This is a genomic window from Mucilaginibacter tolerans, from assembly GCF_030519375.1.
GTDB lineage: Bacteria > Bacteroidota > Bacteroidia > Sphingobacteriales > Sphingobacteriaceae > Mucilaginibacter.
The window spans coordinates 105,844-122,859 of the sequence record NZ_JAUMKB010000006.1 but is presented as its reverse complement, the minus strand read 5'-3'; the positions used below and the strand labels follow the sequence as shown (position 1 = coordinate 122,859).

Below are 17,016 nucleotides of genomic sequence, written 5' to 3'. Positions count from 1 at the left end.
CCTTTCATCTCAACCTAAAGGTATCTCTCTTTTATCAGCCTCAAATGGTATTGCTCATGGCCGGCGGTCATATACACTAACCCCCTTACTGTTACGGGGTAACCACTTGCTTTTCCGCCGCGAAGTAATTGTTCCTCGCTAAATGAGTTGTAAAGAAACAGATTAGATTTGCGGGTTGCTTGATATTCGTCAGCAAGACTCTGTATGGTACGGCTGTTAAAATCGGTATTGTTCACATAAATGTCCTGATCAAAGCCAGGCAGTTCAACGTTGTTTCTCGAAAAACAAAGCGCGCGGTAAGCAAAGGTGCGTTCGGTATCTATCATATGACCCAGTACCTGTTTCAGTGTCCATTTACCTTCAGCATAAGCATGCATGGCCTGCTCTTCACTCAGGGTACTAAACAGATCATAGGTAACTTGCTTGGTATCTTCAAGTAACTCTAAAACGTTTTCATCAGGAACTGAACTAACGTAAGGCTGAGCGAACGTTGGGTACTCATTGGGCTGTGGTCTGTGTATCATGGGTTAAACTTTTTAATACTATACGGAATGTGGTGCCTTTGCCAACTTCGGAGTCTTTAACAAATATTTGCCCGTCGTGGTAATTCTCCACCATACGTTTGGTCAGCGAAAGGCCCAATCCCCACCCTCTTTTGCGTGTCGTATATCCTGGTTGAAAAACGGTATCGAATTTAGAACGTGGTATGCCTTTGCCGGTATCGGTAATATCGATATAAACCTGTTTTTTAGTTTTACTGCCCGATATTTCAACCTTAATATTCCCGGTATTTTCAATGGCATTTACAGCATTTTTTAGAAGATTTTCCAATACCCAGTCGAACAATGGTATGTTCAATCCTGCACGCAGATATGGGTTACCATGAATTTCAAAGTTGATCTTATTACTTACTCTGACTTTGAAATAATCTACAAAATCTTTGATCACGTCATAAACCGAGTACTCTTCCATCACTGGTTTGGAGCCGATTTTGGAAAATCTGTCGGCTACTATTTCGAGCCGTTTGATATCGTTTTCCATTTCGGCTATCAGCGGGTCGTCTTCGGCGTTAAATTTCTCCTTCATCAATTCAACCCAGGCCATGAGTGATGATATTGGTGTACCCAGTTGGTGCGCGGTCTCCTTAGCGAGGCCTACCCAAACCTGATTTTGTTCTGATTTGCGCGAGGTATTAAACGCAGTATAAGCTACCAATAGGAAAATAGCTATTACCGACAACTGTATGTATGGGAAAACCTTTAATTGGGTGAGCACGAACGAATCCTCGTAATAAACATACCAATTGGCGCCAAATACTTTAAGACGAATAGGCTCATGCTGAGCTTTCATGGTCTCTAATACAGCCTTAAAATATTCCGGATCGTATGTTTTTTTCGGTTGAGTCTTTACACCCGGCATATCGGGTATTTTAATGTAAGTTTTGGTTGAATCCAGCCCTTTTGTTGTGATGAATTCTCCTTTGTCATCAACTATAATGGCCGGGACCGTTAAACTATCGCGAACGGTGAACACGTAGTTTAAAAAATCATTGTCGTCCGAAGAGGTGATCTGCTTGATACTTAGCGCCCATATTTCGGCACGTGTGCGCTCAGCCTTTTTGATGCTTTTAACCAGGTAACCAGTATAGAATAAAGAGCCGCTGGCTATGACCACCGCAAAAGCGAGCAATGAATATTTCCAGCGTTTTCTTTGTTGGTATGGGTTCATTTTTCTAGTCGGGAAGTCCGGAGGCCGAAAGTCGGTAAGAACGACTGAATACGGAACGCGGAAATCATGCCCAAATTACATAAAATAGTTAATTTTTGTAGAGTCGGAAAGTCCGCAGAAGTCCGGTAGCCGGGATGATCGATCTCCATTAACAATATAGCCTTCAGGCTTGCACGGACTTCCCGACTTTCGGACTAAAACATCTATCTTTGCCGCATAATGTCAGATAAAAAAGTAAGAGTAAGATTTGCGCCAAGCCCCACCGGAGGCCTGCACCTGGGTGGCGTACGTACTGTGTTGTTCAATTATCTTTTCGCCAAAAAACATAAGGGTGATTTTGTTCTTCGCATTGAGGATACCGATCAGAGCCGTTATGTAAAAGGCGCTGAAGAATACATTCTGGAGTGCCTTGAGTGGTGCGGATTGACTCCTGACGAAGGCCCGGTTGCTGGCGGACATTATGCGCCTTACCGCCAGAGCGAGCGCAAATCGATTTACCGTGAATATGCCGAGCGTTTGGTTGGGCAAGGGCATGCTTATTATGCTTTTGACACACCCGAAGAACTGGAACGCAATCGTCGCGAGATACCAAATTTTCAATACGGGCATGCTTACCGTGATACCTTGCGCAATTCATTATCCATGCCTTTGCACCAGGTCCAGCAATTGATAGATGCAGGTGAACCGCACGTGATACGCATTAAAATGCCGGATAATGAGCATATCCATTTTGAGGATATGATACGCGGTCATGTAAGCTTTGATACCAGCCAGAGTGACGATAAGGTTTTATTAAAGGCTGACGGTATGCCAACTTATCACCTGGCTGTGGTGGTTGACGATTACCTGATGAAAATAACCCACGCTTTTCGTGGCGAAGAATGGCTGCCGTCTGCCCCGGTGCATTTGTTGCTTTGGGAATACCTGGGCTGGAAAGCAGATATGCCGCAATGGGCACACCTGCCATTGATATTAAAACCGGATGGGCACGGCAAGTTGAGCAAACGTGACGGTGCACGGTTGGGTTTCCCGGTATATGCCATGAACTGGTTTGATGAAAAAACAGGAGACTTGACACCCGGCTTCCGTGAACTGGGCTTTTTGCCTGAAGCATTCTTAAATCTGCTTGTTATGCTGGGCTGGAACGACGGCACCGATAACGAAATATTTACTTTGGGCGAACTCATTGAAAAGTTCTCTATAGAAAGAGTAAATAAAGCAGGTGCTAAATTCGATTTCGAAAAAGCCAAATGGTTCAATGCAGAATGGATCAAGAGGTCGGAAGGTGGAAGACTGAAGCCGGATGTATTAAAAGTGTTAAGAGAGAAAGGTGTTCAGGTTAAGGATGATGACTACCTGCTTACTGTAATTAACCTTGTAAAAGAACGCTGCATGTTGTTGCCTGATTTTTATCAGCAATCGTCTTACTTTTTTGAGCAGCCAAAAGAATATGATCTGAATGCAGTAAAACCTAAATGGACAGATGCTAAAACAGCATTCTTTATTTCATTTACGGGCTTACTTGCCAATACGGAAGATGTATTAGCTGTTGACCTGGAACAAGCTTTTAAAACATTAGCTGAAGAAAATGGCATTAAAGCAGGCGAGCTGATGTTGCCTTTCCGTATTATGCTGGTTGGCGGTAAATATGGTCCGCATGTGTTTGATATTGCTGCATTATTAGGCAAAAAGGAGACGATCAGTCGTATAGAAAAAGCGCTGGCAGAGTTTACAAGATAACAAGGACCTGTTCACCATAAAGTAACAGCCCTCCCTTGCCATCTCGGTAGCCAACCCTGATGGCAGTTACCTCATTGCCATCAATCAGGCTTAGCCACTTGCGTGTTTCTGTGGTTGCATTTACCGGAACGCTGAACATTTTATTGATGTCTGGCAGTTCAAACAGGAAGTAAAAGGTGATATCACTGCCGTCGTATTGATATTTCAGACGGACCGCTTTACCCAAGGTATGCAACAAAATACCGGCCCATTGCTCATTTAACGCCATCAAAACAAGTTGATGTGCTCCATATTTGTTGATCATCCGGGCACCATGAACATCAGCCTTTATTTCATCCATGGCTAAATATACCATATTGTAATAAAAAAGCAGGGCCGCTCTCACCCGGCCCTGCGATGGATAGATAGGTTTAGGCTATGTTCAATTTAATTAATGAGTGCGCGGGTTATTCTTCGGTGACCAGTTGTCCATTTGTGGCTAGTGATTTTGCACTTTCAGCAAGGCGTATAAACTCCGACCTATAGCCATCATCATCTTTTCCCTTCGCTCCCTTCGCTATCTTGATGGCCTGGTCGAAGCTTCCTTTTTGTTTATATTCCGATCCCCTTAACAGCATTCCAAACTCTGCAACGGCAGATGCAAACCTGAAATCATTACTAGTATTATTAAAATCTAACGGCTTGTCTGGCACCGTTACTACATTTAATTTACTTAAATTAGAATCAGGGTGTTTGTACCTGAATTTAATGGTCATTAATTCGTCTGAATAAGAGTTTGCTGACGAGTTTTCTTTTAGCTTTTGATATTTCAAAGCATCCACGCTTGAGTTATATTCATCTTTTACACCCCCAGGTATGATCTCATAAAAGGCGGTAACGGTATGGCCCGATCCCATGTCGCCTGCATCTTTCTTATCGTTGTTAAAGTCTTCCTTGTTTAATAATCTGTCCTCATATCCAAGCAAACGATACGATTGGACCTTTCCAGGATTGAACTCAATTTGGAGTTTCACGTCTTTAGCTATCATAAACATGGTGCCACCATATTCTGTGATAAGTGTTTTCCGCGCTTCGGTCAAATTATCGATGTAAGCATAGTTCCCGTTTCCTTTATCGGCAAGTATTTCCATCTTGCTGTCTTTCAGGTTGCCCATTCCAAACCCCATGATCGTAATCGGTACATTGCTGCTGCGTTCGCGGGTAATTAATGTTTCCATATCACCATCGCTGGAGTCACCTACGTTAAAATCACCGTCTGTAGCCATTATTATCCGGTTATTGCCATTCTTTATGAAGTTTTCGCGGGCTATTTTATAGGCCAGTTTAATTCCTTCTCCACCTGCTGTTGAGCCCCCTGCCTCTAAGGCATCGATAGCATCTTTTATTTCGGTTTTTTTATCCCCTGCAGTAGCAGCCAGTTTTAACCCCGCTTGCCCCGAATAAACCACTATTGCAACCTTATCCACGGGACGTAACTGATCGACCAGCATTTTCATTGATGCTTTTACAAGCGGCAGTTTGTTCGCCTCGCCCATTGAGCCTGAAACATCCAGTAGAAAAACCAGGTTTGAGGGCGGTAGCTTATTCATATCAATTGTCTTTGCTTTCAGCCCGATCCTGAGTAAACGATGTTTAGGATTCCATGGTGCCGATGAGAGCTCGGTATGTATCGCTACAGGACTGTTGTCAGAAGGACCGGAAAGATCATATTTAAAATAATTGATCATTTCTTCTATCCGTACAGCATCAACCGGGGGCAACTGGCCGTTGTTTATAAAACGCCGTACATTACTGTAAGAAGCTTCATCAACGTCAATTGAGAAAGTAGACAAGGGGTTGTCTTTCGCACTTAAAAATGCATTTTCAGTTATTGGTTTATAGCGCTCATCATTTGTTTGTGCGGCGAAGCCGTAGCTGTTTGTATTGATATTGCTATTGACTGGTGGGGTACCTTGTGGGGCAGGACCAACAGAAAGGCCATAAACTTTACCGGAAAGTTGGGTAGCAACATATCCTGAAGATTTGTTCAAATCTTTGCTGGTGACTTTATCTGTTGAATACCCTAATGTTCTCCTGGAATGCTTTACTCCGTATCCGGATACCACCACTTCATTTAATTGGCTTGTTGCGGGCTGCAGATAGATATCGATTCTAATGGAGGCGTCGTTACCAATCCTTTTGTTATTCTTAATAGAGTCTATCTTTATTCGTTTTGTCTGATAGCCTATGTAAGAAATAATAAGCGTTTTTCCTTCATCGGCCTTTATAGTATATCTGCCATGAGCATCGCTTTGTGTTGCTATCGATGTACCTTCAACTTTTAACATCGCCCCAATGATGGGAGATTTGTCGGTTGCATCATAAATAGTTCCGTGTATGGGTCGTATATCGCCTCTGCTAATTGATGCGATACATGAAATTGTCAAAATAAGTAATATGATCCTGTTCATAATCGTTGATTTTATTCATAAGATGCAGCAGAATTCACATTTCCATAAGCGGATGAAAAATTTTATTTTGCCGGTCTGAAATGAGCTTTTTTAGCAAACCAGTTAAAACCAACGATACTGACGACGAAGCGCAACTGAATAATTACCGCGAAAGCGGTGATGTGGCAGTATTGGGTAAATTGTTTGAACAATATGTATCTTTAATATACGGTGTTTGCTTAAAATACCTGAAGGATGAAGAAGATGCCAAAGATGCCGTAATGGGCATTTTTGAAGAACTGGTTATAAAAGTAAAACAACACGAGATAAAACAATTCAGAAGTTGGGTTTATGTTCTGAGCCGAAACCACTGCCTGATGAAATTGAGGGCCGGAAAACGGGTTGAAGAAATTTCTTTGGAAGAGGTTATGGAATTTACACCCCTTTTGCATCCTGAAGAAAGCAACAGAGAAGAAGCAATGAAAGCTTTGGAGCGGTGCATGGAAAAATTAAACCCGGTACAGAAACAAAGTATCGATTTGTTTTATTTAAAGGAGAAATGCTACAAAGAAATAGCCGAAATAACCGGTTTTACTTTGAATGACGTGAAAAGTTACATCCAGAACGGGAAGCGTAACCTGAAAATATGTTTGGAGAGAAGTAGTGGATAGAGCGGACGACATAATTCAGATAAGAAAGTACCTTAACGGGGAGCTTAACACCCGTGCCATGCACGAGCTGGAACGCCGTGCTCTGGACGATCCCTTCCTGGCTGATGCAATGGAAGGCTTTGAACAAACTCCCGGTAACCAGAAAGCCAGCCTGACCGAACTCGCCAATCGCTTACATCAGCGTACTGAAAAGAAAACGAGAAAAATTATTCCGTGGATACCATTATCTGCTGCTGCGTCGATCATCGTAATATTAGGTGCAGGTATTTGGTTTTTTATCAACCGGAATGGTCAAAGTGAAGCAAAGCGGGTAGTGGCTCAAAACCTAGCTCCTGAAAAAAAGGAAACGCCGGCCGCTTCAAATGCAACAATTACGGCAGATACACTGAGAACCGAAGAAAATAAGGCGATAACCCAAACGCAAGCTAAAAAAGTAATTGCAGACAAAGAGGTTGAAGCAAAGTCAAATGCAACCATGCAAGCTGATGAGGTGGAGCTAAAGGAGGCTCCCCCTGTAACTTCTGACTTATCAGTAGCAAAAGCAAAAGCTGCACCTGCTACTGCTGAACCATCACCCAATGCAGATAAAGGATATGAATACGGTTACCTGAGCCCTAAAAAGGATTCATTGGGCGCTAATGACATATTGGTTGGTGATATATCTAAGAAAAAAGCGGGCAATGCATCTGCGTTTAAACCCAAGAGCCTGCCGCCTACGCCAACTTTATTACAAAGTCGTGCTGAGGGGGTAAGGGTGAATCCCAATGACAACTATACAGTCACCGGCACAGTAGTCGGCGATGGCGGATTGCCACTTACCGGAGCAACGGTGAAAGTTCAGGGACGTAATTTTGGAGCAGTTACCGATGCTAACGGGAGATTTACACTGCAGGATGTTCCTAAAGGTCAAACCATTTCGGTAAACTATATTGGTTATAGTGGTAAAAAGGTAAAGGCCGACCAGGACTCTATGCGAATCAGTCTTGACCCTACAGGTAGTGCATTAGCCGAAGTGGTTGTTGTCAAGGAAGCTGAGAACAATAGTTTAGCTCAGGAAGCTCATCCCCGCGATGGCTGGAAGTCCTTCAATGACTATTTAGAGAAAAACGGGCAGCTATCGGATGGAAAAAGCGGAAAGGTAAAAGTTTCATTTACCGTTGCGTCAGATGGCACCCTTAGCCAATTTAAGGTAGTAAAAAGCTTGGGTGATGATGCCGATAAGAAAGCTATTTCGCTGATAAGTACCGGCCCGCCCTGGGCAGGTAATGCCGATGGTAAACCCAAAGAGGTTACAGTGACGGTAAAATTTCATTGATGTTCATCTTCAGTTTTAATGGCAAAGGATTTAAAAGGGAAAGTGCGATTCCTTTTCACCAGTTTGATAACCCGATCAACTAAAAACCATATTTTAGCATCCTGGAAGGAACACCATTTTTATGCTTCAAAAGCTCAGTATTAGCAACTACGCCTTAATTGATAATCTGGAAATCAGCTTTGATAAGGGATTAAATATTCTGACCGGCGAAACCGGTGCGGGTAAGTCGATCATACTTGGAGCGCTTTCGCTGATACTTGGCCAGCGTGCTGAAAGCAGGTATTTTTTTAATCAGCAGAAGAAATGTGTGATAGAGGGGGCATTCAGCATTAAGGGGTTTCACCTTAAAAATTTCTTTGAGGAAAATGAGCTGGATTACGAAGCAGAAACCATCCTCAGAAGAGAAATCACCGCCGATGGCAAGTCAAGGGCTTTTGTCAACGATACTCCGGTAAACCTGACCATACTTAAGCAGCTGGGAGAAAAACTGATCGATATCCATTCGCAGCATGCCACGCTGGAGATAAATGACCCGGATTTTCAATTGCTGGTGGTGGATGCGGTATCAGGTCATGATGATTTATTAAACGATTACCGGTTTAAGTACCGTGCCTATAGAAAGTCTGTTGCTAAGTTGCAACAACTGATCAGCGAAAACGATAAAGCCAAATCTGATCTTGATTATTACCAGTTTCAGTTTGATGAGCTCGAGAAAGCCAATTTAGTTGAGGATGAACAGGAAAAGCTGGAGCAAGAGCTTTATACCCTCAATAATGCAGAAGAAATCAAAAGGAATTTATTAGGCGCTTATTATTTAATGCAGGAAGGCGAGACTTCGGCTTTATTACAACTGCGCGAGGCGGGTCATCATTTGTCATCCTTAGAAAAGTTCAATCCGCAGATAGCTGAGTTGCATGAAAGGCTGAAAAGTTCGTTAATCGAACTAAAAGACATCGCTTCAGAAGTTGAGAATATTGAGCAACGCACTCATACCGATGAGGCACGTGTGGTTGAGATCAACGAGCGATTGAGCTTAATATATAATCTGCAAAAGAAACACCGGTTAAGTACTAATGCCGAATTGCGGCAGTTGCAGGACGAGCTATCCGAAAAAATACAACAAGCCCTTTTTGGCGATCAGGAAATTGAAAAACTGCAAAAACAAATGGCTGCCGAAAAACAAGAGCTGGAAAAGCTGGCAGCGCAGTTATCTGCTAATCGTTCCAAAGCCGTTCCAGACATTCAAGAACAGGTGACACAAGCTTTAGCCGAAATGGGGATGGCTAATTCGGTGTTAAAAATAGAATTAAGCCCCCTGCCTGCTAAAGGCGGGGATTCTCATTTAGGACAGGATGGCTTTGACCAGGTGCGCTTCCTGTTTTCCGCTAATAAAGGCCATGCTATAGCTGAAATGAGCAAAGTAGCATCAGGTGGAGAGCTTTCCCGACTGATGTTGTCTATCAAATCATTGATTGCCAGATATACTGCCCTGCCAACCATTATTTTTGATGAGATCGATACAGGAATTTCTGGTGAGGTAGCTAACAAGGTTGGACAGATCATGGAGCGCCTGGCTGGAAACTTACAGGTGATCTCTATCACCCATTTACCACAAATAGCCAGCAAAGGGCAAAGCCACTACTTTGTTTACAAAGACGACGAAAGTGCTACTACCTATACCCGTATCCGTCAGTTGGATGAGCAGGAACGTGTAGTTGAAATTGCCAAGATGCTAAGCGGCGACAGACCCGGTGAAAGTGCGCTGCAAAATGCAAGGGAATTGTTGGGGAATTGATGAATTTATATTTACGAATCAAGATTTTCGTCAAGAGGCAATCTAAATTCGTAAATCGTAATTCGTAAATATAATTATAACTTTACCGCTCAATAAAAATCAACCACATTATGGCTTATAACTTATTAAAAGGCAAAAAGGGTATCATATTCGGTGCGCTGAATGAGCAATCCATCGCATGGAAAGTAGCTCAGCGCTGCCACGAAGAAGGTGCGCAGATCGTTCTGTCAAACTCACCTCTTGCCCTGCGTATGGGCGAATTGAACAACCTTGCTGCCGAATGCAGTGCACCGGTTATTGGTGCTGATGTAACCAGCAATGATGACCTGGAAAACCTGTTCACCAAAACGATTGAACATTTTGGAGGTGGCGTTGATTTTATTCTGCACTCTATAGGCATGAGTGTGAATGTGCGCAAAAACCTACCCTACTACGAAAATAACTACGAGTTTACTCACAAGGGTTTCGATATTTCAGCGCTGAGCTTACACCGGATGTTGCAAATAGCACTAAAGCATGATTCCATCAACGAATGGGGATCAGTGGTAGCATTGAGTTATATTGCAGCACAAAGAGTATTCCCTGATTATAATGATATGGCGGATAATAAAGCTGTGTTGGAAAGTATTGCGCGCAACTTCGGTTACTATTACGGCACTAAAAAGAAAGTGCGTATCAATACCGTATCGCAGTCGCCAACCCGCACTACTGCAGGTTCGGGAGTAAAGGGCTTCGATGGTTTTATTAATTATGCTGAAAAAATGAGCCCGCTTGGTAATGCTAGTGCCGATCAGTGTGCGGATTATTGCGTTACGCTATTCTCTGATCTCACCAAAATGGTTACTATGCAGAACCTGTTCCACGACGGTGGTTTCTCTTTCACCGGTGTGACCCAGTCAGTGATTGAGCAAATGGAGAAGTAAAAAAACTTTAAAATATCCAATAAAAAAGGTGTACCGCAATCCAGTACACCTTTATTTTTTTTAACCCCGGTCCAATCAGTTAGAATACACCAATACTATTTTTACTTTAATAGCATCCGGTGCAGCTAATGGCAAAGTTCCCGCCGAGGTTTGTGCGTAAATAGTCACATTATTTGTATTGTAGGTAAAGCTGTATGAGAGGTCGTTATACACCTCAGGCAATTGCTCATACGTTTTCCCGCCGTCATAAGAAACTGACACCACAACACCATCGTACTTTACCGACGCGTCATCCAATTCTGCGACACTGATAGGCACATAATACGATTTACCGTCGCTATAAGCGGCCCAATCGGAAGTTGCAACATCAGCATATATGGTTTTGTTCGGATTAGGGGTAATATACTGCTTGGTACACGAGGATACTGACAATAACACTACTGCACAGCATAAAATAGATAAGAGTTTTTTCATAAGACTTGTGTTTTCTATTATTAAGACCAAAATACGCGAAAAAGGTTTAATGCTTTGGATTAATTTTTTAAGTTTATTAACATTAACATTTAAACGCTCCTTCTAATATGATTATTACAGCTTTTCCCGGTAAAAACGATACACTATAGATTTTTGTAACACCTGGGGAAGTACCCGGGTGTAAAATGTAGATTACAATGCAGAATCTGTAATTCAATGATTTTTTACAATTCCGACTTTTGCCTGGTAGGTAATTTTGGATCATCAAATCACAAAAAGATGAGAAAGATTTGTCAGGCTGGGATGTTGCTTTTGTTCTCCGTAACTGCTTTAGCAGCACAAGCACAAAATAAAGTGTCTCCCGACAATAGTTCACAAAGTAAAAAATCAAAAATGGAAGTAATACTAATCGACCGTTTTGTTATGCCAAGGGCGGCCAAATCAGAATTTTTAGAAAGGGCAAACATCAACCGCAAATTTATTAAAGCATTACCCGGTTTTGTAGGAGATAATGCTTATGAAGAAGACGACGGAAATGAATTGCGCATAGTAACCGTTGCCACATGGGCCAGCGAGGAAGCATTTCAAAACGCGCGCACATCAGTAACGGAATATTACAAACAACAAGGCTTTGATATGCAAGCGCTTATAAAACGATTGCATATTCAGATGGAGCGGGGTGTTTATAAAAGGATGGTGGAATAAACTATGGATGAGATTTACGAAGTTTTCAAAGCTTCGTAAATATTCATTGATTACATATTCCTCCTATACTGCCCTCCCACCTCATACAAAGCATGAGATATCTGCCCGAGCGAGCAGTATTTACACACCTCCATCAGGCTTTCGAAAATATTCCCTCCGGCAATGGCTTTTGCCTGCAATTCTTTTAACAAAGCAGGAGTTCTGTCAGCATTGCGTTTTTGGAAAGCTTCTAAAGCCGATATCTGGAACTGCTTTTCCTCTTCAGTCGCACGGATCACTTCAGAGGGAGTAATAGTCGGCGAGCCCTTCTTATTAAGGAAGGTATTTACACCGACAATGGGATATTCACCCGTGTGCTTCAGAGTTTCATAATACAATGATTCTTCCTGTATCTTACCGCGCTGGTACATAGTCTCCATTGCGCCTAATACGCCACCACGATCATTTATTCGCTTAAACTCGGCTAGTACAGCTTCTTCCACCAGGTCGGTCAGTTCTTCAATAATAAATGATCCTTGCAGCGGGTTTTCATTTTTGGCTAATCCCAGCTCCCGGTTGATGATCAACTGTATCGCCATTGCTCTGCGTACAGATTCTTCCGTTGGGGTAGTGATGGCTTCATCATAAGCGTTAGTATGCAACGAGTTGCAATTATCATAAATGGCATACAAAGCTTGCAAAGTGGTGCGGATATCATTAAAGTCGATCTCCTGTGCATGCAGTGAGCGGCCGCTGGTTTGAATATGATATTTTAATTTCTGCGAACGGTCGTTGCCCTTGTATTTGTTCTTGATAGCCTTTGCCCAGAGCCTGCGCGCAACCCGGCCGATCACTGAATATTCCGGATCGATCCCGTTGGAGAAGAAAAATGAAAGGTTTGGCGCGAAATCATCAATGTGCATACCCCGGCTCAGGTAATATTCTACATAGGTAAATCCGTTGGAGAGGGTAAAAGCTAGCTGTGTAATAGGGTTGGCACCAGCCTCTGCAATATGGTAACCAGAAATAGATACAGAATAAAAATTCCGCACCTTGTTATTTATAAAATATTGCTGAATATCACCCATCATCCTCAAGGCGAACTCCGTAGAAAAAATGCAGGTGTTTTGTGCCTGGTCTTCTTTCAATATATCCGCCTGCACGGTTCCCCGAACGGTGGCAATAGCTTTGGCCCTTATTTTTTCATACACATCAGCAGGTAAAACCTGGTCGCCGGTAAGGCCAAGCAGCATAAGCCCTAATCCATTATTGCCTTTTGGAAGAGTCTCACCAGAATAGTTTGGCCTCGCAATCCGCTTATCATCATACAATTCTTTAAACTTCGCTTCCATCAAATGCTCCAGTTTGTGTTCATGGATGTATTTTTCACACTGCTGGTCGATCGCTGCATTCATAAAATATCCCAGCAACATTGGTGCAGGGCCATTGATGGTCATGGATACCGAAGTGGATGAATGGCACAGGTCAAAACCGCTATAAAGTTTCTTCGCATCATCCAGGGTTGCAATGCTTACACCCGAGTTGCCGATCTTTCCGTAAATGTCGGGCCGGGTATGCGGGTCTTCGCCATAAAGGGTAACTGAATCAAACGCAGTTGATAACCTGTGCGCAGGTTGCCCCAATGAAACATAATGGAAACGTTTGTTGGTACGCTCCGGACCACCCTCGCCGGCAAACATACGGGTTGGGTCTTCCCCTTCGCGCTTCACCGGAAACACCCCTGCCGTGTAGGGGAATTCTCCCGGCACATTCTCGGTCAGTAGCCAGCGCAGGATATCGCCCCATGCCTGATAACGCGGCAGGGCTATCTTCGGTACCTTTAGTTGCGAAAGCGAAGTGTAATGGAGTGGCTGACGTATCTCCTTGTCCCGGACTTTGTATATCAGATCATCAGCCTTATATTTTTTTACCGTTTCCGGCCATTCATTCAATAATCGTTTGCATTCAGGATGCAAATGGCCTTCAAGGTGTTTGTAAATATCTTGTAGAGACGCAATGCTTTGCGTCTCTGACGAAGATTCATTTAATAATCCTATCGTCCCGCTCACCTGGTACATCTGCTGAGCAATCTTACACTGCTCGTTCACCCAGTCACCATAGGCCTGGCTGCTTTCTACAATCTCAGCAAGATAACGCGTACGGTCAGGAGGAATAATAAATATCTTTTCCGATTCACCCCAGTGAAGTGCGGCTACATCATATTTTTTACCTATAAAATCGACACCTGTTTTGGCTTTAACGGTTCGCATTAGGGCTTCGAACAAGTTGTTCATACCCGGATCATTAAACTGGGATGCCATGGTGCCGAACACAGGCAGATCTTCATCATTCGCCTCAAATAAATGGTGATTGCGTTTGTATTGTTTGCGCACATCACGTAAGGCATCCAAAGCACCGCGTTTATCAAATTTGTTCAATGCAACGATGTCGGCAAAATCGAGCATGTCGATTTTCTCCAACTGTGTTGCGGCACCGAACTCCGGCGTCATTACATATAGCGACAGGTCGCAATAATCGGTGATCATGGTGTCCGACTGACCGATACCCGATGTTTCTACAATGATCAGGTCAAAGCCCGCAGTTTTGCATATGTCGATCGATTCCTGGACATATTTGGACAAGGCAAGGTTAGCCTGCCGTGTAGCCAGCGAACGCATATATACTCGTGGATTATTAATGGAGTTCATACGGATGCGATCACCCAATAGCGCCCCCCCTGTTTTCCGTTTAGAAGGGTCTACAGAAATAATAGCCAGCGTTTTATCCGTCTCCATCAGAAAACGTCTAACAAACTCATCTACTAATGATGACTTACCTGCTCCGCCCGTTCCGGTAATGCCCAGAACAGGAATCCCGAACGCCTTGCTCTCCGAGCCACTCACCTTCGCAAACTGTTCAGGCTGATTTTCGGCTAGTGTGATCAGCGACGCAATTGCTTTCGCATCTTTCTCCGGTAAATGTTTTAACTCACCATTGAGTTTAGCTACCGTCTGAAAATCGCATTGTTGCAGCATGTCGTTGATCATGCCCTGCAAACCCATCCTGCGACCGTCGTCTGGCGAGTAAATGCGTGCTATACCGTAGTTCTGAAGCTCCGTTATTTCTTCGGGTAATATCACACCGCCGCCACCGCCAAATATTTTGATATGCCCCGCACCGCGCTCTTTCAGCAGATCGTACATGTATTTGAAATATTCCATGTGGCCGCCCTGATAAGAGGTTAACGCAATACCCTGCACATCTTCCTGAATAGCACAATTCACTACCTCATCCACCGAACGGTTATGACCCAGGTGGATCACCTCAGCCCCCGACGACTGTAAAATGCGCCTCATAATATTGATAGTCGCATCATGCCCGTCGAACAGAGAGGCAGCAGTTACAAAACGTATCTTATTTTTAGAATGGTAGGGTGCAATGGTTTCCATTTGCGGTGTTTATACCACAAAGCTAAGCAAAATAGTTAAAAGCTATGCTTGCATAATATTGGATGCGCAAATGTGCGAATATGGAAAAGCTAAAGTATTTCACCCGGAGGCAGTTTGGATATTTCGGTTGTTTTGGGAAGTTTATATACCCTGTCCCCGTCGGCCTTTGTGACAATGATCCAGAAATCTTTTAACTGATGCTGATCGTTGACCGGTTTAATATCAATTACAGCTTGTGCTGTGGTATAAGCGAGGTTGTAAATAAAAGTGGTCGTTAAATCCGATAAACAATCATATTCGTCAGCGGGCAGATCATGCCATGTACCCAGATGATTAATGGCTCTATAAAACAATGCTTCATGCATTTCATGATGCAGTAAGTCATAGTCACCTTCATCAGGATTGAGTAATTCTACTCTCGTTGTGAAATTTTCCATGGTTGTAAAATCTGGAATTTAAACAAAAAGTAATGTACCGTTAATTATTGATAATATGACCGGTTATGGCGATATTATTTATGGGTGGTATGAGGTGACAAGACAGAGGCAGGACTATGCCTGCCTCTGTCAAAAAAGATTGTAAAACTATCTTATTCCGTCTTCTTAGTAGTCTTTTTCTTTTCAGTCGTAACCGTGCTCTTCTTTACGGTGTCTACTTTTTTCGAGGTGTCGGCGCCCATTTTCATTGCCGTGTCTTTTTTGGTAGTGTCTACTGTGCTTACTTTAGTAGTAGATGAATCTACGCTTTTGGTCGAATCAGAACTTGAGCTTGAACTGTTTCCTTTACACGCCGCTACCGAAAAACATACAGCCGCTACAAGGAATGATACTTTAATGTGATTTTTCATAGTGTTGATTATTAATGTTTTGTAATATGTGTTTAACCAAAAGGTAAAGAAAATGTTTGGCCGATGGGGTCACTTCGCAGGCTAAAAGCTGACAATCAGTAACAAAAAACGGGATCTGTAAATTACAGGTCCCGTTTTGGATCTAATGATCCATACTGTTATACAGCATCACTGCTGTTTCTTAACCATTTCACCGGTGGCTCCTTGAGTTTTGATTACCCTGTTGCCTGTTTTGGTCGCTTTTTTCAGTACTTTTTTGGCGACTGCTGTTACCCGATGAACCTGAAGATGTTTGTCCTCCCATTCTTCTTGAGTTTTCATTTTCCCTTGTACTTTCGGGATTTTTTGTGGTAGGCATAACTAAAAAATTTAAAAGGTTAACATTTTGGTTAATTGCCTATACACGCATTAAAACTATGCCCTGATGCGACTTTATTGATATCTAATTTAATTTTAATTTAAATAATTATGCAATAGTTAATTACGTTTCGGACTTCGAATTCTCAAAAAAGTGGCGTGGTTTTTATTTCTGCGGCATGTCCACTGATGGATACAATCAACTCTTGTCACATGAGCTGATGCACTAAATTAAAGACTTGCTCCGGGAGGTAGTTTGGCAACATCAGTGGTATGAGGTAATGTATAAGCCCTTTCTACTGCTTCGGTAACCAGCAGATAGTAATCCTTTTTCTCCTGTTTATTATTTACAGGCTTGTTGTTAATTACAGCCTGTGCAGCTGCTCCGGCGTCGCTGTAAATTTGTGATAATAGTGCGGCCGAAGTGCGGTCGTATTCTGCCGTAGGCAGATCATGCCAAACTCCGCAAAAATTTATGGCACGATAAAATTCCTTGTCGCGCATTTCCTGGTGCAGCAATTCGTAATCATCCGGATCGGGGTTAACCAATTCAACTCTTGTAGTGTACGTTGTCATTGTTTTTAATATTTAGGTTTTTGAATGA

At 42.9% G+C, this 17,016-nt stretch carries 16 protein-coding genes; 6 read left to right on the top strand and 10 right to left on the bottom strand.

Annotation, left to right across the window (positions count from 1 at the left end; all coding sequences use genetic code 11):
• Positions 1-14: 14 nt before the first annotated feature.
• Both Q3A68_RS10485 and Q3A68_RS10480 read right to left on the bottom strand, forming a co-directional pair.
• The gene (locus Q3A68_RS10485; RefSeq protein WP_302901034.1) at positions 15-524 is read right to left on the bottom strand and encodes a DinB family protein; all 510 of its coding nucleotides are present in this window, start codon (positions 522-524) and stop codon (positions 15-17) included.
• Positions 499-1,728: a sensor histidine kinase gene (locus Q3A68_RS10480; RefSeq protein WP_302901033.1), complete on the bottom strand. Its 1,230-nt coding sequence runs from the start codon at positions 1,726-1,728 to the stop codon at positions 499-501. Before Q3A68_RS10480 ends, Q3A68_RS10485 begins: the two co-directional genes overlap by 26 nt.
• Before the next feature lie 219 nt (positions 1,729-1,947).
• Between Q3A68_RS10480 and gltX the strand changes: the two genes are divergently transcribed.
• Positions 1,948-3,468 (top strand): glutamate--tRNA ligase, encoded by a 1,521-nt coding sequence (gene gltX, locus Q3A68_RS10475; protein WP_302901032.1) that lies wholly within the window; start codon positions 1,948-1,950, stop codon positions 3,466-3,468.
• On the opposite strand, the gene Q3A68_RS10470 is transcribed toward gltX, so the two are convergent.
• On the bottom strand, positions 3,458-3,808 hold the full coding sequence (locus tag Q3A68_RS10470; RefSeq protein ID WP_302901031.1) for a hypothetical protein: 351 nt from the start codon (positions 3,806-3,808) through the stop codon (positions 3,458-3,460). The two genes, gltX and Q3A68_RS10470, sit on opposite strands and share 11 nt — an antisense overlap.
• Before the next feature lie 106 nt (positions 3,809-3,914).
• The gene (locus tag Q3A68_RS10465; protein WP_302901030.1) at positions 3,915-5,918 is read right to left on the bottom strand and encodes a vWA domain-containing protein; all 2,004 of its coding nucleotides are present in this window, start codon (positions 5,916-5,918) and stop codon (positions 3,915-3,917) included.
• 80 nt (positions 5,919-5,998) lie between these two features.
• Here Q3A68_RS10465 and Q3A68_RS10460 point away from each other — a divergent pair, with 80 nt between their 5' ends.
• From Q3A68_RS10460 to Q3A68_RS10445, 4 genes are all read left to right on the top strand, one after another.
• Entirely contained in the window at positions 5,999-6,568 is a 570-nt protein-coding gene (locus tag Q3A68_RS10460) for an RNA polymerase sigma factor (protein WP_302901029.1), read from the top strand.
• Positions 6,561-7,883, top strand: a complete 1,323-nt coding sequence (locus Q3A68_RS10455; protein ID WP_302901028.1) for a TonB family protein — start codon at positions 6,561-6,563, stop codon at positions 7,881-7,883. The genes Q3A68_RS10460 and Q3A68_RS10455 overlap by 8 nt, the downstream gene beginning before the upstream one ends.
• Positions 7,884-8,004: 121 nt before the next feature.
• Positions 8,005-9,678 carry a DNA repair protein RecN gene (gene recN / locus Q3A68_RS10450; protein ID WP_302901027.1) on the top strand — a complete coding sequence of 558 codons (1,674 nt, stop codon included), beginning with the start codon at positions 8,005-8,007 and terminating at the stop codon, positions 9,676-9,678.
• 110 nt (positions 9,679-9,788) lie between these two features.
• On the top strand, positions 9,789-10,601 hold the full coding sequence (locus tag Q3A68_RS10445; protein WP_302901026.1) for an enoyl-ACP reductase FabI: 813 nt from the start codon (positions 9,789-9,791) through the stop codon (positions 10,599-10,601).
• 75 nt (positions 10,602-10,676) lie between these two features.
• Here the strand turns inward: Q3A68_RS10445 and Q3A68_RS10440 are convergent, their stop codons facing one another.
• Positions 10,677-11,075 (bottom strand): hypothetical protein, encoded by a 399-nt coding sequence (locus Q3A68_RS10440; RefSeq protein WP_302901025.1) that lies wholly within the window; start codon positions 11,073-11,075, stop codon positions 10,677-10,679.
• Positions 11,076-11,354: 279 nt separating this feature from the next.
• Between Q3A68_RS10440 and Q3A68_RS10435 the strand changes: the two genes are divergently transcribed.
• The gene (locus Q3A68_RS10435) at positions 11,355-11,780 is read left to right on the top strand and encodes an antibiotic biosynthesis monooxygenase family protein (RefSeq protein WP_302901024.1); all 426 of its coding nucleotides are present in this window, start codon (positions 11,355-11,357) and stop codon (positions 11,778-11,780) included.
• Between the two features lie 50 nt (positions 11,781-11,830).
• Here the strand turns inward: Q3A68_RS10435 and Q3A68_RS10430 are convergent, their stop codons facing one another.
• The 5 genes from Q3A68_RS10430 to Q3A68_RS10410 all read right to left on the bottom strand — a co-directional run bounded on the left by Q3A68_RS10430 (position 11,831) and on the right by Q3A68_RS10410 (position 16,988).
• Positions 11,831-15,208 (bottom strand): methylmalonyl-CoA mutase family protein, encoded by a 3,378-nt coding sequence (locus Q3A68_RS10430; protein ID WP_302901023.1) that lies wholly within the window; start codon positions 15,206-15,208, stop codon positions 11,831-11,833.
• A gap of 89 nt (positions 15,209-15,297) precedes the next feature.
• Positions 15,298-15,645: a hypothetical protein gene (locus Q3A68_RS10425; RefSeq protein ID WP_302901022.1), complete on the bottom strand. Its 348-nt coding sequence runs from the start codon at positions 15,643-15,645 to the stop codon at positions 15,298-15,300.
• Positions 15,646-15,797: 152 nt separating this feature from the next.
• Positions 15,798-16,055 (bottom strand): hypothetical protein, encoded by a 258-nt coding sequence (locus Q3A68_RS10420; protein WP_302901021.1) that lies wholly within the window; start codon positions 16,053-16,055, stop codon positions 15,798-15,800.
• A 168-nt stretch (positions 16,056-16,223) separates the two neighbouring features.
• Positions 16,224-16,376, bottom strand: a complete 153-nt coding sequence (locus Q3A68_RS10415) for a hypothetical protein (protein WP_302901020.1) — start codon at positions 16,374-16,376, stop codon at positions 16,224-16,226.
• Between the two features lie 267 nt (positions 16,377-16,643).
• Positions 16,644-16,988 (bottom strand): hypothetical protein, encoded by a 345-nt coding sequence (locus Q3A68_RS10410; protein ID WP_302901019.1) that lies wholly within the window; start codon positions 16,986-16,988, stop codon positions 16,644-16,646.
• Positions 16,989-17,016 lie beyond the last annotated feature (28 nt).

Coding starts and splice junctions, on each gene's coding strand:
- Q3A68_RS10485 (WP_302901034.1), bottom strand. CDS start 524: ATGATACACAGACCACAGCCCAATGAGTACCCAACGTTCGCTCAGCCT.
- Q3A68_RS10480 (WP_302901033.1), bottom strand. CDS start 1,728: ATGAACCCATACCAACAAAGAAAACGCTGGAAATATTCATTGCTCGCT.
- gltX (WP_302901032.1), top strand. CDS start 1,948: ATGTCAGATAAAAAAGTAAGAGTAAGATTTGCGCCAAGCCCCACCGGA.
- Q3A68_RS10470 (WP_302901031.1), bottom strand. CDS start 3,808: ATGGATGAAATAAAGGCTGATGTTCATGGTGCCCGGATGATCAACAAA.
- Q3A68_RS10465 (WP_302901030.1), bottom strand. CDS start 5,918: ATGAACAGGATCATATTACTTATTTTGACAATTTCATGTATCGCATCA.
- Q3A68_RS10460 (WP_302901029.1), top strand. CDS start 5,999: ATGAGCTTTTTTAGCAAACCAGTTAAAACCAACGATACTGACGACGAA.
- recN (WP_302901027.1), top strand. CDS start 8,005: ATGCTTCAAAAGCTCAGTATTAGCAACTACGCCTTAATTGATAATCTG.
- Q3A68_RS10445 (WP_302901026.1), top strand. CDS start 9,789: ATGGCTTATAACTTATTAAAAGGCAAAAAGGGTATCATATTCGGTGCG.
- Q3A68_RS10440 (WP_302901025.1), bottom strand. CDS start 11,075: ATGAAAAAACTCTTATCTATTTTATGCTGTGCAGTAGTGTTATTGTCA.
- Q3A68_RS10435 (WP_302901024.1), top strand. CDS start 11,355: ATGAGAAAGATTTGTCAGGCTGGGATGTTGCTTTTGTTCTCCGTAACT.
- Q3A68_RS10430 (WP_302901023.1), bottom strand. CDS start 15,208: ATGGAAACCATTGCACCCTACCATTCTAAAAATAAGATACGTTTTGTA.
- Q3A68_RS10425 (WP_302901022.1), bottom strand. CDS start 15,645: ATGGAAAATTTCACAACGAGAGTAGAATTACTCAATCCTGATGAAGGT.
- Q3A68_RS10420 (WP_302901021.1), bottom strand. CDS start 16,055: ATGAAAAATCACATTAAAGTATCATTCCTTGTAGCGGCTGTATGTTTT.
- Q3A68_RS10415 (WP_302901020.1), bottom strand. CDS start 16,376: ATGAAAACTCAAGAAGAATGGGAGGACAAACATCTTCAGGTTCATCGG.
- Q3A68_RS10410 (WP_302901019.1), bottom strand. CDS start 16,988: ATGACAACGTACACTACAAGAGTTGAATTGGTTAACCCCGATCCGGAT.